The sequence below is a fragment of the Thermococcus sp. GR6 genome (genome assembly GCF_012027415.1).
Taxonomy (GTDB): Archaea; Methanobacteriota_B; Thermococci; order Thermococcales; family Thermococcaceae; genus Thermococcus; species Thermococcus onnurineus.
Window position 1 is genome coordinate 617,787 of record NZ_SNUM01000002.1, and the last position, 13,311, is coordinate 631,097.

The 13,311-nt window shown below is 52.1% G+C and carries 16 protein-coding genes; 9 read left to right on the top strand and 7 right to left on the bottom strand.

All coding sequences use genetic code 11. The features are described from left to right. The first annotated feature begins 132 nt into the window (after positions 1–132). A complete protein-coding gene (locus E3E32_RS09530) occupies positions 133–1,389 on the top strand; it encodes a PLP-dependent aminotransferase family protein (protein ID WP_167731490.1) in 1,257 nt (418 codons plus the stop codon). 62 nt (positions 1,390–1,451) lie between these two features. Next, the gene (locus E3E32_RS09535) at positions 1,452–2,285 is read left to right on the top strand and encodes a gamma-glutamyl-gamma-aminobutyrate hydrolase family protein (RefSeq protein WP_167731642.1); all 834 of its coding nucleotides are present in this window, start codon (positions 1,452–1,454) and stop codon (positions 2,283–2,285) included. Here E3E32_RS09535 and E3E32_RS09540 read toward each other — a convergent pair. Further along, entirely contained in the window at positions 2,212–3,054 is an 843-nt protein-coding gene (locus E3E32_RS09540; RefSeq protein ID WP_167731491.1) for a radical SAM protein, read from the bottom strand. The two genes, E3E32_RS09535 and E3E32_RS09540, sit on opposite strands and share 74 nt — an antisense overlap. Before the next feature lie 58 nt (positions 3,055–3,112). Between E3E32_RS09540 and E3E32_RS09545 the strand changes: the two genes are divergently transcribed. Genes E3E32_RS09545 through E3E32_RS09555 form a run of 3 tightly spaced genes read left to right on the top strand, consistent with a single transcriptional unit; the run spans position 3,113 to position 4,527 of the window. Further along, on the top strand, positions 3,113–3,520 hold the full coding sequence (locus tag E3E32_RS09545) for an OsmC family protein (protein ID WP_167731643.1): 408 nt from the start codon (positions 3,113–3,115) through the stop codon (positions 3,518–3,520). 40 nt (positions 3,521–3,560) lie between these two features. Then, positions 3,561–4,202: a neutral amino acid NAAT transporter SnatA gene (gene snatA, locus E3E32_RS09550; protein WP_167731492.1), complete on the top strand. Its 642-nt coding sequence runs from the start codon at positions 3,561–3,563 to the stop codon at positions 4,200–4,202. Positions 4,203–4,245: 43 nt separating this feature from the next. After that, positions 4,246–4,527 (top strand): family 4A encapsulin nanocompartment shell protein, encoded by a 282-nt coding sequence (locus E3E32_RS09555; RefSeq protein WP_012572250.1) that lies wholly within the window; start codon positions 4,246–4,248, stop codon positions 4,525–4,527. Here the strand turns inward: E3E32_RS09555 and E3E32_RS09560 are convergent. From E3E32_RS09560 to E3E32_RS09585, 6 genes are all read right to left on the bottom strand, one after another. Next, positions 4,511–5,407, bottom strand: coding sequence for a triphosphoribosyl-dephospho-CoA synthase (locus E3E32_RS09560; protein WP_167731493.1), 897 nt, complete (start codon positions 5,405–5,407; stop codon positions 4,511–4,513). The two genes, E3E32_RS09555 and E3E32_RS09560, sit on opposite strands and share 17 nt — an antisense overlap. After that, entirely contained in the window at positions 5,408–5,635 is a 228-nt protein-coding gene (locus E3E32_RS09565) for a hypothetical protein (RefSeq protein ID WP_167731494.1), read from the bottom strand. 1 nt (position 5,636) lies between these two features. Further along, positions 5,637–6,065: a PspC domain-containing protein gene (locus E3E32_RS09570; RefSeq protein WP_240910610.1), complete on the bottom strand. Its 429-nt coding sequence runs from the start codon at positions 6,063–6,065 to the stop codon at positions 5,637–5,639. 42 nt (positions 6,066–6,107) lie between these two features. Then, positions 6,108–6,830: a hypothetical protein gene (locus E3E32_RS09575; RefSeq protein WP_167731495.1), complete on the bottom strand. Its 723-nt coding sequence runs from the start codon at positions 6,828–6,830 to the stop codon at positions 6,108–6,110. A gap of 79 nt (positions 6,831–6,909) precedes the next feature. Beyond that, positions 6,910–7,410, bottom strand: coding sequence for a deglycase PfpI (gene pfpI, locus E3E32_RS09580; RefSeq protein ID WP_167731496.1), 501 nt, complete (start codon positions 7,408–7,410; stop codon positions 6,910–6,912). Between the two features lie 76 nt (positions 7,411–7,486). Continuing rightward, the gene (locus E3E32_RS09585; protein ID WP_167731645.1) at positions 7,487–7,939 is read right to left on the bottom strand and encodes an Lrp/AsnC family transcriptional regulator; all 453 of its coding nucleotides are present in this window, start codon (positions 7,937–7,939) and stop codon (positions 7,487–7,489) included. Between the two features lie 118 nt (positions 7,940–8,057). On the opposite strand from E3E32_RS09585, the gene E3E32_RS09590 reads away from it, so the two are divergent. The 4 genes from E3E32_RS09590 (at position 8,058) to E3E32_RS09605 (ending at position 13,218) form a co-directional block, all read left to right on the top strand. Beyond that, on the top strand, positions 8,058–9,224 hold the full coding sequence (locus E3E32_RS09590) for a GTP-binding protein (protein WP_167731497.1): 1,167 nt from the start codon (positions 8,058–8,060) through the stop codon (positions 9,222–9,224). Between the two features lie 218 nt (positions 9,225–9,442). Further along, positions 9,443–10,927, top strand: a complete 1,485-nt coding sequence (locus E3E32_RS09595; protein WP_167731498.1) for an FAD-dependent oxidoreductase — start codon at positions 9,443–9,445, stop codon at positions 10,925–10,927. Between the two features lie 5 nt (positions 10,928–10,932). Beyond that, complete coding sequence (locus E3E32_RS09600) at positions 10,933–12,093, top strand: FAD-binding oxidoreductase (protein ID WP_167731499.1); 1,161 nt, start codon at positions 10,933–10,935, stop codon at positions 12,091–12,093. A gap of 63 nt (positions 12,094–12,156) precedes the next feature. Then, the gene (locus E3E32_RS09605) at positions 12,157–13,218 is read left to right on the top strand and encodes a galactokinase (protein WP_167731500.1); all 1,062 of its coding nucleotides are present in this window, start codon (positions 12,157–12,159) and stop codon (positions 13,216–13,218) included. Positions 13,219–13,311: the final 93 nt, after the last annotated feature.

Sequence of the window (13,311 nt, forward strand, 5' to 3'; positions counted from 1 at the left end):
AAAAAAGCCCATTTACAAAAGTAAAATGCTCTGACGACCATTGCAGAAAGATTTATAACCAATCGCCGCTACCATCACATGTATAGAATTGGTGATGCGCTCAAAAGTGTTCATTAAATGGGGGGAACGGAAGTGGAGGAAAAACTCATGCGGAAGTTAAGTTCCGATTCACTGGATTTTGAGACTTACTTCTCTAACAAGGCTCAGGAAATGAAGGCCTCGGAGATTAGGGAGCTCCTCAAGCTCGTCGAGACATCAGACGTTATCTCGCTCGCCGGCGGCCTTCCCGCCCCGGAGACATTCCCCGTGGAGACAATCAAGAAGATAACCGCCGAGATACTTAACACTCATGCAGACAAGGCACTCCAGTACGGAACGACGAAGGGCTTCACACCGCTCCGCCTTGCTCTCGCGGACTGGATGGAAAAGCGCTACGGTATTCCGACGAGCAAAGTCGAGATAATGATGGTCGCCGGCTCCCAGCAGGCCCTTGACCTCATTGGAAGGGTCTTCATAAACCCTGGAGACATAGTCGTTGTTGAGGGTCCGACCTATCTGGCTGCGCTTAATGCCTTCAAGTACTACGAGCCTGAATTCGTCTCAATTCCCATGGACGACAACGGTATGATGATTGATCTCCTTGAGGAGAAGTTAGAAAAGCTCAGGGCCGAAGGAAAGAAGGTCAAGTTCGTCTATACCGTCTCGACGTTCCAGAATCCGATGGGTGTTACGATGAGCCTTGACAGGAGGAAGAGACTCGTAGAGCTGGCCCAAGAGTACGACTTCCTCATCGTTGAGGACAGCCCGTACAGCGAGCTCCGCTACTCCGGAGAGCCAATTCCTCCCATTAAGCACTTCGACGACGAGGGAAGGGTTATCTATCTCGGCACCTTCTCGAAGATATTTGCTCCGGGCTTCAGGCTGGGATGGGTAGCGGCCCACCCGCACTTCATCAGGAAGATGGAGATAGCCAAGCAGGCCATTGATCTCTGTGCCAACCCATTCGGACAGGTCATAGCTTGGAAGTACGTTGCTGACGGCCACCTCGACGAGCACATTCCGAAGGTTATAGAGTTCTACAAGCCGAGAAGAGATGCGATGCTCGAGGCCCTCGAGGAGTACATGCCGGAGGGCGTTAAGTGGACCAAGCCAGACGGAGGAATGTTCATCTGGGTTACCCTCCCCGAGGGCATCGACACCAAGCTCATGATGGAGAAGGCCGTTGCCAAGGGTGTCGCCTACGTTCCGGGTGAGGCGTTCTTCGCCCACAGGGACGTCAAGAACACCATGCGCTTGAACTTTACATATGTCCCAGAGGAAAAGATACATGAGGGCGTTAAGAGGCTTGCAGAGGTCATAGAAGAGGAAATAAAGGCCATCAAGGGCTGATTCTATCCTTTTCCGTAAACCTTTTTATACTTCCTTCCTCAACTTCTTTCTAGGTGGTCGCTATGAAGCCTCTGATAGGTATAATCGGTCAGATAGACCATTCCAGAAATCGCCTTTTTCTCGATAAAATGCACTTGGAGAAGGTGATTAAAGCTGGGGGCATTCCTGCGGTTTTCACTGCGGATTCCTCTCCGGAGGAGGTTCTGGAGCACGCCGACGGAATCCTCCTCATCGAGGGCCCCGACGTTCATCCCCATTTCTACGGTGAGGATCCATCAAGTTCCATCAAGTATGTGGATGTTGAAAGGGACGAATTTGAGATATGCCTCGTAAAAAAAGCTATTGAAAAGGGTGTGCCGATTCTTGGCATCGGACGTGGAATGCAAGTTATAAACGTTGCCCTGGGTGGAACTCTGTATCAGGACCTAACGGAGATTCCTAAAGCCATCAAGCATGACTGGGATCTGAACATTATCGGTCCGACCCAGCGTGTTCACGGAGTAAGGATAAAGATGAGCTCGAAGCTCTATGAGATTCTCAAGGACGAGCTCAGCATAGAGGGCACCAACGAGGTTTATCTGCGCGTCAACAGCTTCCACCACCAGGCCATCAAGAGGGTTGGCGAGGGAATAAAGCCCGTTGCCTACGCCGTCGACGGTCTCATCGAGGCGATTGAGGCAGAAGAGAGCTTTGTGATTGGCGTCCAGTGGCAGGCGGAGCATTTGCCCGAAATGGAGCGGCTCTTCGAGGCTTTTGTACTGGCTGCTGCAGAATACCGTGCCAAGAAGCGGGAGATGGAGAGACTGGAGATAGAGGCTGAGGTCAGAGAGGAACTAGATGAGAACCGTCGCAGCTCGGATACGACCGATAACCTTCCCGACACGAGCCAAACGTAATACCCCTCTCGGTTATTTTTCTCTCCGCCTCTTGAAGGATCTTCGTTCTGAGCTCCCGTGGAAGGTAGTAATATCCTCCTATCCGCTCACCTTTTTCATAGAGCGGCCACAGCTTTTCCATGAGCTCCGGGAACTTCGCAAACATCCTTCTCTTTGAATCTGTCCTCAGCTTGAGCGTCGAAACGGTTATGTGGTCAACGAAGTTCAGCGCATCAAGGGTCTTGTTGAAGTCCCCCCAGGTGTAAAACGGGATTATCGGGTCTATGCGCGCGTAAACTGGGATTCCCTCACTCTTAGCCTTTTTGAGGGCTCTAATCCTGTCTTTAGGTGCGGGTGCATTCGGCTCCAGGAGCTTTGCCTTTCTCTCATCCACGGTGGTCACGGTTATCCCAACGGCGCACTTGAGCTCCTTCAGGATATCGAGGTCACGCTCGAAGACGTCCGACTTCGTGAGGAGCAAACAGCGGACGTCGTATCTCTTGAAAAGCTCGAGAACCTTCCTCGTTATTCCGAGCTCACCCTCTATGGTTGGATAGGGGTCGGAAGAGTATGAGAGCGCTATGATGTACCCCCTGTCGAACTTTCTCAGTTCTTTCTCAAGCTTCGGTAAAAGTCCTTCCTTTATCCTCACACGAAAGGCATGGGGGATGTAGCTCGTTATGTAGCAGTAAACGCAGGCATGATCGCAGCCGGTGTAGACGTTCAGCGTGTACTTAAAGGGACATGTACAGAGCTTTGCCTTCCATGGGTCGAAGGGCCGTATATACATGTTTGTGCCTACGAAAAGGCCTTAAAAGAAATTGTGTTTACTTTTACGGGTGAAAAATATGGCAGACGAGGTTAAAGGTCGGGTGGAGTGGTTCAAGGACTATCAGTTCATCGGAAGGATAGAGAGCGATAGCTGCTCTGTTATCCTTGGTGAAGGTGGCATAAGACCCATGAAGCTTCTCCTTCTGAGCGTTGCTGGCTGCACCGCCTATGATGTGGTTATGATACTCCAGAAGATGCGCGAGCCGATTGAGGGCCTGGAAGTCGAAATCAGCGGTGAAAGAAGGGAGGAGCACCCGAGAATATACAAGAAGGTTCACATCCATTACAAAATTTACGGTGACGTGAGTGAGGAGAAAGCCAAACGCGCGATAGAGCTGAGTCAGGACAAATACTGCTCCGCCTCGGCCCACATAAAGCTCAGTGGGGCGGAGCTTACGTACTCTTTCGAGATTATCAAGAGTTAGCTTTTTAACCTCTTTTCTTTCAGCCGCCGCGGGTGGTAAAGTGATAGAGCTGCTCAAGCACTTTGTCATACTCTATGGTGGCCTCTTTGCGATAACGAATCCCATTGGAGCGGTGCCAGTCTTCCTAGGCGTCACTCACGACCTTTCATGGAGCGAGAGAAGAGAGATAGCAAGGAAAACTGCCATAACGGTAGTGGTAACGCTCGTAACCTTCGCCCTCATCGGCCAGTGGATATTCCGGTTCTTCGGCTCTAGTATGGATGCCTTCGCCATAGCCGGCGGCATTCTTCTCTTCCGAATGGCCATGGACATGCTCTCAGGAAGGCTCTCTTCAATCAAGATAAGCAGGGAAGAAACAGAGGAGTTCGACGAAGAAGTGGTGACCCTTGAGGAGGTTGCGATAATTCCCCTTGCCATCCCGCTGATCTCCGGTCCGGGTGCGATAACGACGGTGATGATCTACACCGCCAAGAGCATTAGTCTTCCGGAGAAAGTGACGGTCATAGCCAGCATAATGGCAATAGGTCTCACGGTATGGCTCGTCCTGTGCTCGGCCAACAAGATCAAAACCAAACTCGGGAGGGTCGGAATCAAGGTCATGACGAGGATGATGGGTCTCATACTAACGTCCATGGCCGTTCAGATGATAATAAACGGCATAAAAGGCGCCTTCGGCCTCTGAGGAAGACTTTTAAGCCCCTTCTCCAACTTCTTTCGGTGGTTGTATGAGAGGAGATTTGATCAGGGTTCTAAGCCTGATTGAGGAGAAGGCCAACGAGCTAAAGCTCGACGGCTACGAGCCTGATGTTGTTCTCGTCGGCTTCGAAGCTTACGAATTCATAAAAGGGCAGGTGAACGAGGAGTTCGGCGGTGAGGAGGAAGTCCTCGAGCTTTCAGGATTAAAGCTCCGCATCCTCGACGAACTCGGAAAGGACGCGGTTGTTGTTGACAGTAAGGTTCTGGGCTTTGGTCTCGGCGGGGCAAAGCGGTTCAGGGTTCTGGAGTGAAACGGTAGCCCCTTAAAATGAGGAGACTCAACGCTACTGCCATTACGTCTGCCAGGCTTCCAGGGTTCCTTAAGTCCTTCTTTTCCCTCATAAATGAGTCAAACTCTTCGAGCGTAAGCTTACCTTCCAGGACTTCCCCCGCCTTTCTCTGGACGAGCTTTGCCTCTTCTATGCCAGCTTTTCTGATGATGAGCGTGTCGAGGTTGCTCGACAAAAGCTCCAGAAAAGCCGTTTGTACTGCTTCCTCAAGCGGTCTCCCCCTGACGAGCTCGTAAAGTCTCGCGAAGGTATTGTAACTCAGCTCGTACTGGTTGAGCCACTCGCAGAATATCAGCTCCCTCTCGCAACTTATCTCAGCGAGCCTTGCCAGGTTTATTCCGTCCTGGAAGAGCTCCCTGAAGGAATCGTCGCTGTAGACATCGTACTTAACGCCACTGGGGATGCCTTTCGGGTTGGCTATCCTTATCGCACGGTATAGCTCCATGGTATCTCTCACGATGGATTCCTCGATGAGGAGCTTCACCTTCTCCCTGGCATCGAGCATGTTCCTGCCCATTGATAGGGCAATCATCAGCGGAATGGATAGGGTTATTATGCCAAAGTTGGGATTGGCGTTCTGTGCTTCCCTCGCGTTCTGAACCGCCCTCCTAATCAGCTCGCCGATTCCTGCCTCACTCGGTAGGAGGGCTCCTTTCCGGAGAAGCTCACCGACCTTAACGGCCTCGTAGTAGATGTCTATAACGGCAGTTTCAGCGAAGAGGAAGTGGTAAAAGGTCAGATCCTCGAAGTCCCTAAAGCGGTTTACGTTGCCAGGCTTCGGGATAGTGGCTTCAATGAGCGGGCCGAGGGTGAAGGCCTTTATGATCCTCCACCGCTCCATTCAGACCACCAGATAGAGGAGCAGATAGATGAGGTAGAGGATCAGCACAACCCTCCTCGCGGTTCTCTTTGTCAGCATGTAGAGGCCGAAGGCTATTAGCGTAACGCCCCAGAAGGCATCCTTTATTGCCCCCGCGTAGGGCTGGAGCCAGGCTATGAAAGTTGGATTGAACTGCTTCAGCAGGAGGACAAACCCAAGGAAAACGAAGATTATTCCGAGCGTTCTCATCTTAATCACCCTTCGTCAGCAGTATTATGCCTATCACAAGGAGCGTAGCGGCGAGGAGCGTCGTTCCTCCAACAGGGTCGATTATCAATGGGAAGAGGGGCTTTGCTATAAGGGCCGCGCCGATTACTATCAGTATTACCGCGAGGGCTTTAGTGTTATCGTTCCCTGAGAAGACCTCGTTGATCCTCTTTCCAGTCTCGTCCGCCAGCTCGTTGAGCCTCTCCTCGATGGGCTTCTCCTCGCCCCCCTCCTCGGGCAGGACAAGGGCAAGCAGGAAGTAGAGCAGAACCATCGCGAAGGGGTTGAATACCAGCAGGACGACAAAGATAATCCTGAGGAGCGTCGGGTCTACTTCAAGGTGCTCGGCTATCCCTCCAATAACCCCGAGAAAGACCCTGTTCTCCTTTGAGCGCATCAGTTTCTTCACCATTTCTCCTCACCAGTTGTAAGAAAGGGGAAGGGGCTTAAAAAGTCATCCCTTGATGCTCACATCACCGACCACATTGGAAATCGAAACGACTATCGTGCCGTTGTTCCCGCTCGTTGTGCTCTTAACGTTTCCCACAACATCCTCGGCGTTTAGGGCCACACCAAAGTCCGGCGGGACGATTACTATGATATCGCCCACCACATTGTTGATGCTCACGTGATCGCTGGCGTGGAGCGTTATATCTCCAACCGCGTTCTCGATCGTGTACCCCGCCCAACTCTGGCCATCGAAATCGCCAACGACGTGCCTTACGGTTATCCTCTTGACTCCTGCCGAGACCAGAAACTCCCCGACGGCGTCTCTTATGCCCAGGTACTCGAGCTCTCCACCAACTTCTACCACAACGGTGCCGTTCTTGTAGTCGTTGCAGATGTTCCTTTTGCTGATAATGCCCTCTTTAATCGGACAGTACACTTCGAGGACGCCGTTTTCAAAGCTAACGTTTATTGGAAGGTTGCTCTTGACCACTATGCCGCTCACGTTCGCCTTGACCACGTATACATCTCCCACGGTGCCCCTGACAACAAGAGAGGGCGCGCTGAACTTTCCAAACTCGACGAGTGCTCCGGCGGTCTTTTTTGGGGTTATACCTCTGATCTCAATGTCGCCGTGGAGCGCTAAGGCTAACGTCACCGCCGCACCCACAAGAACTGCCACGAGGATTAATGCTAGGAGTGCACCGAGAGTCCCGCCTTGCCTTTTCATGGCTTACACCTATGAAAAATCTCATCACTTTTCTGTATAAGGCTTATGCCGGAGAAAAGTTAACAAGAAAAGTTGGAGCTCAGCGGAGGAGCTTCACAAACTCCCTCATCCAGGCGTACAGGTCGCCTGGGTGCCTTGAGCTGACCCAGTTGCCGTCGACGACGACCTCTGCGTCGATCCATTCTGCCCCTGCGTTTATCACGTCGTCCCTGATGGTTATCGTGCTGGTTCCCTTCCTGCCTTTAAGGACTTTGGCGGAGATGAGTATCTGTGGCCCATGGCATATGCTCGCGACCGGCTTGCCGTCCTCGAACATCCTTCTGGTTATCATAACTGCCTTCTCGTTAAGCCTGACTATCTCCGGGGCCCTCCCACCTGGAAGAACGAGGGCATCGAACTCGTCGGGGTCAACCTCCTCAAAAGTCAGATCAACGTTAACACTGTACCCGTGCTTTCCGGTTATCTTGCCTCTCTGAAAGCTGGCGACATAAACCTCGTGGCCTTCCTCTTTTATCCTATGGAGCGGGTATATTAGCTCCAGATCCTCGAAACCATCCGCGCTCAGAAACAGTACCTTCATAGAAACACCCCCATATTAACGCTCAGAGAGAAATAGAAATGGGACACTTATAAGCTTTTGTGGACAAAAATGGGCATTAGAGCGGAAGTTCCGTCGTCTCTTTGTGGACCTTGAGCACGACCATGGTGTGGGTCGCCTCAACGCCCTCGATTTCACCGATGGTGTCGAGGAACTCGTTGAGCTCCTCGCTTCCACTTGTTCTTATCTTCACGAGCATGTCGTAGTCGCCGGTGGTTTCATAGATTTCGACTATCTCCGGGTACTGCTTAAGCTCCTGGGCGACGTGGGAGTACTTGCCGGCCTTGGACTTTATGAGTATAAACGCGAGAATCCTGAAGCCGAGGGAATCGGGGTCGAGAATGACGGTGAATTTCTTTATGATGCCTTTCTCTTTCAGCTTCTTTATCCTCTCGTAAACGGTCGATTCGGCCAGATTGACCTCCTTGGAGATCTCCCGCAGGGGCGTTCTGCTGTTCTTTTGGAGTATGGCGAGAATCTTTTTGTCTATTTCGTCCAAACCCATTCGCATGAGCATCACCACCCCTAAAAAATTTTCGGATGATTATATAAACTTGCCGATTTTCGAGAACCATACTTTTATAAAACGCCATCCGCTCTTTAATCCAGAGGCTTCTGGAGGGTCAGCCATGCCAACCAACGTAACAGCGGAGTACCTAGCAGCGGAGGAAGAATACCGGAACGCCAAGACGATTCCAGAGAAGATTCGGGCCCTCGAGAAAATGTACTCCACCGTTCCCAAGCACAAGGGAACGGAGAAGCTCAGGCTCCAGATAAAGCGAAAGCTGGCTGAGCTGAGGAAGGAGCTTGAAAAGCAGAGGCAGGTTCAGAAGAAGGGTGGCGGCTACTCCTTCAGCGTGAGGAAGGAAGGTGCTGCTCAGATAGTATTGGCTGGCCTTCCGAATGTAGGAAAGTCCTCCCTCATGAAGGCGCTGACAAACGTTGATATCGACGTGGCTGATTATGCCTTCACAACAGTCGAACCTATCCCTGGAATGATGCATCACAAGGATGTTCAGATACAGCTCGTTGAGGTGCCCGGCCTCGTCGAGGGTGCCGCCCTCGGAAAGGGCATGGGACCCCAGCTCCTGAGTGTTATAAGGAACGCCGATGCTATAGCCATCGTCGTTGACCTCTCTCAGGATCCCGTAAAGCAGATGGAAATCCTCCTGAGGGAGTTCGAGAGGGCGGGAATAAAGCTCAACAAGCGCCGTCCAAGGGTCGAGATAAAGAGGACAGCGAGCGGTGGAATAATCATCAACGGTCAGGAGAACATAAAGGGCGACATAAGTGAAGTCATGAAGATGCTCCGCGAGGAGAGGATTCACTCAGCTGAGATAACCGTCAAAGAGCCCGTGACTCTGGAGGAGTTCGCTGACGCTTTAGACGAGAGCCTCGTCTGGAGGAGGGCGATAATCATTGCCAACAAGGGCGACGCCCCTGGAAGCAAAGAGAACTACGAGAGGCTCGTCCAGGCTTACGGAGACAGATTCAAAATCATCCCTGTCTCCGCGAGGAGGAAGATAAACCTCGACAAGCTCAAGGACGAGCTGTACGAGCTGGCCGGAATAATAAGGGTCTTCACGAAGAGTCCCGGGGAAGAGCCGGCCTATCCCCCCGTGCCGCTCAAGAAGGGCTCAACGGTTATGGATTTGGCGGAGAGAATCCACAAAGACTTTGCCAAGAACTTCCGATATGCCCGTGTCTGGGGTAAGAGCGTCAAGTTCCCGGGCCAGAGGGTTGGGGCCGACCACGTGCTGGAGGATGGGGACATAGTGGAGATTCACGCACGATAATGTTAGCTCGTTTCTTTCTTGTGTGTTGTTTATATGTCATTCCTTTAGTCATCGGGATGTTTTTAATGGTCTGAGGCGGGTGAAGGATAATTGCTCCCATCGGCGGATTCTGGTGTAATTTAACCAAATGTTGTAAACCATTTTTGGTCAGCCTAACGTTTATAAGCATTGGTGATCATCTTAGAACGCCTGCTTTTAGAAAATCCAGAGGTGGGAGCATGAGACCGCTCGACCTGACGGAAAAAGACCCTTCTAAGAGAATCACGATCTACTTTGAGGGGGAACCCCTCGAGGCCTATGAGGGTGAAAAGCTCACTGTTGCCCTTCTGGCTAACGGCATCTACTGGCTCACCACGAGCACCGAGGGGAGAAAGAGAGGGGCCTTTACGTTTGGCCCCGTTCCGATGGTCGTCAACGGCGTGAAGAACATCAACGGCAGAAAAACGGTTGTAAAGGATGGCATGAGGATAGAGCGTCAGAACTACGGTGATTTTCAGGAGACTGTTGAAGTAGATGAGAGCAAACCCGTAACGAGACAGGTCGTGGATGTGGCCGTTATAGGTGCTGGCCCCGCCGGAATAGGGGCAGCACTTGAGCTTCAGGAGCATCTGACGGTCGCCCTCATTGAGGAGCGCGGCTGGCTCGGCGGAGACATGTGGCTCAAGAGTCTCCCACAGGAAGGTTTTGATGGTGAACCAAAGAAGGTCATAAAGTCACTCGTTGCCCAGTTCAACGACAACGTTCGCGTTTTCAGGAAAACGATAGCGTTGGGAATCTTCGACAAGGGGGAGTACTTCCTGGTTCCCATCGTTAAGGGAGACCAGTTTATAGAACTTATGGCGAGACGCGTTGTTTTGGCCGTTGGAGCAGTTGACAATATTCTCCTCTTTGAGAACAACGACATTCCGGGCGTTTTCAGGCGCGACTTTGCCCTTGAGGTCATGAACGTCTGGGGTGTCGCTCCCGGCAAAAAAGTCGCAGTCGTCGGAAGCAGGCCGGAGGGCATCGTTCCTGAGCTTGAGAGATGGGATATCGAGTACATCGTCGTCCCAAACCCGAAGCGCGTTGAAGGAACGGAAAAGGTTGAAAAGCTGATAGATATGAACGGCAACGTTTACGAGGTTGACGCTGTGATAGTTTCCGATGGCAGAAGGCCGGACATAAACCCGATAACCCAGGCCGGCGGAAAGCTTCGCTTCAAGAGAGGCTACTACATGCCAGTTCTCGACTCACAGCACAGAATAAGGGACGGCATCTACGTCGCTGGAAGCGCCGTCAGCATAAAGCCCCACTATGCCAACTACCTTGAAGGCAGACTCGTTGGGGCGTACATCCTTGGAGAGTTCGGCTACGAGGCCCAGCCGTGTGTTTATGAGGAGAAGCTGAGGGAGTACGAGCCTGAGGCTATCACCATCCACAAGATAGAGTTCGATGCCTTTAGTCTGGAGGACGTCCAGATATGTGGCTGCGACGTCTCGCTGAAGAAGGTCGACGATGTGGTGAGAAGTGGTATAACAGACCTTCAGATAATCAAGCGTCTCACCCACCTAGCCATGGGCTTCTGCCAAGGCCGCTTCTGCCTCTTTAACGGCGCGGTGGTGGTTTCCCAGAGGGCCAACCTGGACATGGCGAGAATTGACCTGCCGGTCGCGAGACCGCCGCTCAAGAACGTGAAGATGAAGGTTACCGCCGCTGGGGGATGATGGCTATGCCGACGAAAGAACTTCCCGAAAGAAGCGAAATCGTTATCATTGGCGGGGGAATAATAGGTGTGACCCTCGCCCACGAGCTAGCTAAACGCGGTGAGGAGGTCACCGTCATAGAGAAGCGCTTCATAGGCTCAGGCTCGACCTTCCGTTGTGGAACTGGCATAAGGCAACAGTTCAACGACGAGGCCAACGTTCAGGTCATGAAGCGCTCCGTCGAGCTCTGGAAGCGCTATAGTGAAGAGTACGGCTTCTCCTTAGAGCAGACAGGTTATCTATTCTTGCTCTACGACGATGATGAGGTCAAGGAGTTCAAGAGGAACATAGCCATCCAGAACCGCTTCGGCGTCCCGACGAGGCTCATAACTCCAGAAGAGGCGAAGGAGATAGTCCCGCTCCTTGACATAAGTGAGGTCATAGCGGCATCGTGGAACCCCACTGATGGAAAGGCCGATCCCTTCTACTCGACCGCTGCATTCGCCCTCAACGCCGAGCGCTTTGGGGCTAAGCTGGTTGAGTACACGGAGGTCAAGGATTTCATCATCGAGAACGGTGAGATAAAGGGTCTCAAGACCAACCGGGGAGTTATCAAGACGGGCATCGTCGTTAACGCTACCAATGCGTGGGCCAAGCTCATCAACGCAATGGCCGGAATAAAGACTCCTATTCCGATAGAGCCTTACAAACATCAGGCAGTGATAACGCAACCGATAAGGAAGGGCGCGATAAAGCCGATGGTCATTTCCTTCAAGTACGGCCACGCTTATCTGACCCAGACCAGCCACGGCGGCATTGTTGGCGGTGTCGGCTACGAGCTGGGGCCAACCTACGACCTCAATCCGACCTATGAGTTCATGCGTGAGGTGAGCTACTACTTTACCAAGATAATCCCGGCTCTGAGGGAGCTTCTTATACTCAGAACATGGGCGGGCTACTACGCTAAAACGCCTGATAGCAACCCCGCCATAGGAAAAATCGAGGAGCTGAGCGACTACTACATTGCCGCTGGCTTTTCCGGCCATGGTTTCATGATGGCCCCGGCCGTTGCGGAGATGGTCGCCGATTTGATAACCAAAGGCAGAACGAGCCTTCCAGTCGAGTGGTATGACCCATACAGATTTGAGCGTGGTGAGCTCAGGGGCCAAGCCCTCCAGATGGGGTGAAGTCCTTTCTTTTTCCTTCGCTATCCTTAAATATTTTCTCGCCGAATTTTCGTGGGTGAAATCATGTATCGCGTTGATTCTCCCGGTCGGGTGAATCTTATCGGTGAGCACACTGATTACGCTCTTGGCTACGCCATGCCGATGGCAATAAACATCCACACGGTTCTGCATGCCATGGAGGACGAGCAGATCAGGGTTTACTCGCAGATATTCCGTGAGGTCAAGGAGTTCTCGCTCGATGACATTAGAAGGAGTGGAGACTGGGCGGACTACATAAAGGGAATTTTCTGGGTTCTCCGGGAGGAAGGACATGAGGTAGGCGGCATGAAGGGAATTCTGAATGGAGACTTACCTATAGGCTCGGGTTTAGGTTCTTCAGCGAGTCTTGAGCTTGCCGTTCTGGCGTTTCTCAACGAGGCATATAAACTTAGATTACTCCCCATAGAAATGGCCCTCTTGGCTCAGAAAGCCGAAAACGAGTTTGTGGGTGTCCCTTGTGGAATACTCGACCAGTTCATCATGACCCATGGGAAGAAGGAGCACGTCATTTTCCTTGATACTGATACGCTGAGGCACGAATACATAAAATTCCCGAGGGACATTCAGGTGATCGTCTTCTATACCGGTGTCAAGAGGGAGCTGGCCAACTCAGCCTACGCGGAGCGTAGGAAGGTTGCAGAAGAAACCTTAGGGCTTCTCGGTAAGAGAACTTCCAAGGAGGTTGAGGAGGCAGAGCTGAGAAACATTCCCTCCCTCTACAGGCGCCTCTTTGGCTACATCGTTAGAGAAAACCGGCGCGTTCTAGAGGCAAGAGATGCACTCAGGGAGGGAGATGTAGACACATTGGGAGAGCTTATCACAGCTTCTCACTGGGATCTTGCGAGGAGCTATGATGTAAGCTGTGAAGAGCTGGACTTCTTCGTTCGTAGATCCCTCCAGCTCGGCGCCTATGGCGCGAAGCTCACGGGAACAGGTTTCGGCGGTTCGGCCATAGCGATAGTCGATAGTGACAGGGCACTGAGCATTGCTAGGACAGTCTTAGAGGAGTACCAGCGTACCTTCAACTGGGAGGCCGACTACTATCTTGTCCTCCCGACCGATGGTGTTGCTGTGAGGAGGGTTTAGGGTGTCTCTCTTGTATCTTTTATCTCTCCATAAACGTTGGCACTTTTCCCAAGTTCTCTCAAAGGTCGTGTTCCGAAGAGAGAACCATCGAGA

What these genes read in the sequence shown, in the direction of transcription:
- E3E32_RS09595 (WP_167731498.1), top strand. Translation starts at nt 9,443, where the DNA reads ATGAGACCGCTCGACCTGACGGAAAAAGACCCTTCTAAGAGAATCACG.
- E3E32_RS09590 (WP_167731497.1), top strand. Translation starts at nt 8,058, where the DNA reads ATGCCAACCAACGTAACAGCGGAGTACCTAGCAGCGGAGGAAGAATAC.
- E3E32_RS09565 (WP_167731494.1), bottom strand. Translation starts at nt 5,635, where the DNA reads ATGAGAACGCTCGGAATAATCTTCGTTTTCCTTGGGTTTGTCCTCCTG.
- pfpI (WP_167731496.1), bottom strand. Translation starts at nt 7,410, where the DNA reads ATGAAGGTACTGTTTCTGAGCGCGGATGGTTTCGAGGATCTGGAGCTA.
- E3E32_RS09600 (WP_167731499.1), top strand. Translation starts at nt 10,933, where the DNA reads ATGCCGACGAAAGAACTTCCCGAAAGAAGCGAAATCGTTATCATTGGC.
- E3E32_RS09585 (WP_167731645.1), bottom strand. Translation starts at nt 7,939, where the DNA reads ATGCGAATGGGTTTGGACGAAATAGACAAAAAGATTCTCGCCATACTC.
- E3E32_RS09560 (WP_167731493.1), bottom strand. Translation starts at nt 5,407, where the DNA reads ATGGAGCGGTGGAGGATCATAAAGGCCTTCACCCTCGGCCCGCTCATT.
- E3E32_RS09605 (WP_167731500.1), top strand. Translation starts at nt 12,157, where the DNA reads ATGTATCGCGTTGATTCTCCCGGTCGGGTGAATCTTATCGGTGAGCAC.
- E3E32_RS09575 (WP_167731495.1), bottom strand. Translation starts at nt 6,830, where the DNA reads ATGAAAAGGCAAGGCGGGACTCTCGGTGCACTCCTAGCATTAATCCTC.
- E3E32_RS09535 (WP_167731642.1), top strand. Translation starts at nt 1,452, where the DNA reads ATGAAGCCTCTGATAGGTATAATCGGTCAGATAGACCATTCCAGAAAT.
- E3E32_RS09540 (WP_167731491.1), bottom strand. Translation starts at nt 3,054, where the DNA reads ATGTATATACGGCCCTTCGACCCATGGAAGGCAAAGCTCTGTACATGT.
- E3E32_RS09545 (WP_167731643.1), top strand. Translation starts at nt 3,113, where the DNA reads ATGGCAGACGAGGTTAAAGGTCGGGTGGAGTGGTTCAAGGACTATCAG.
- E3E32_RS09555 (WP_012572250.1), top strand. Translation starts at nt 4,246, where the DNA reads ATGAGAGGAGATTTGATCAGGGTTCTAAGCCTGATTGAGGAGAAGGCC.
- E3E32_RS09570 (WP_240910610.1), bottom strand. Translation starts at nt 6,065, where the DNA reads ATGGTGAAGAAACTGATGCGCTCAAAGGAGAACAGGGTCTTTCTCGGG.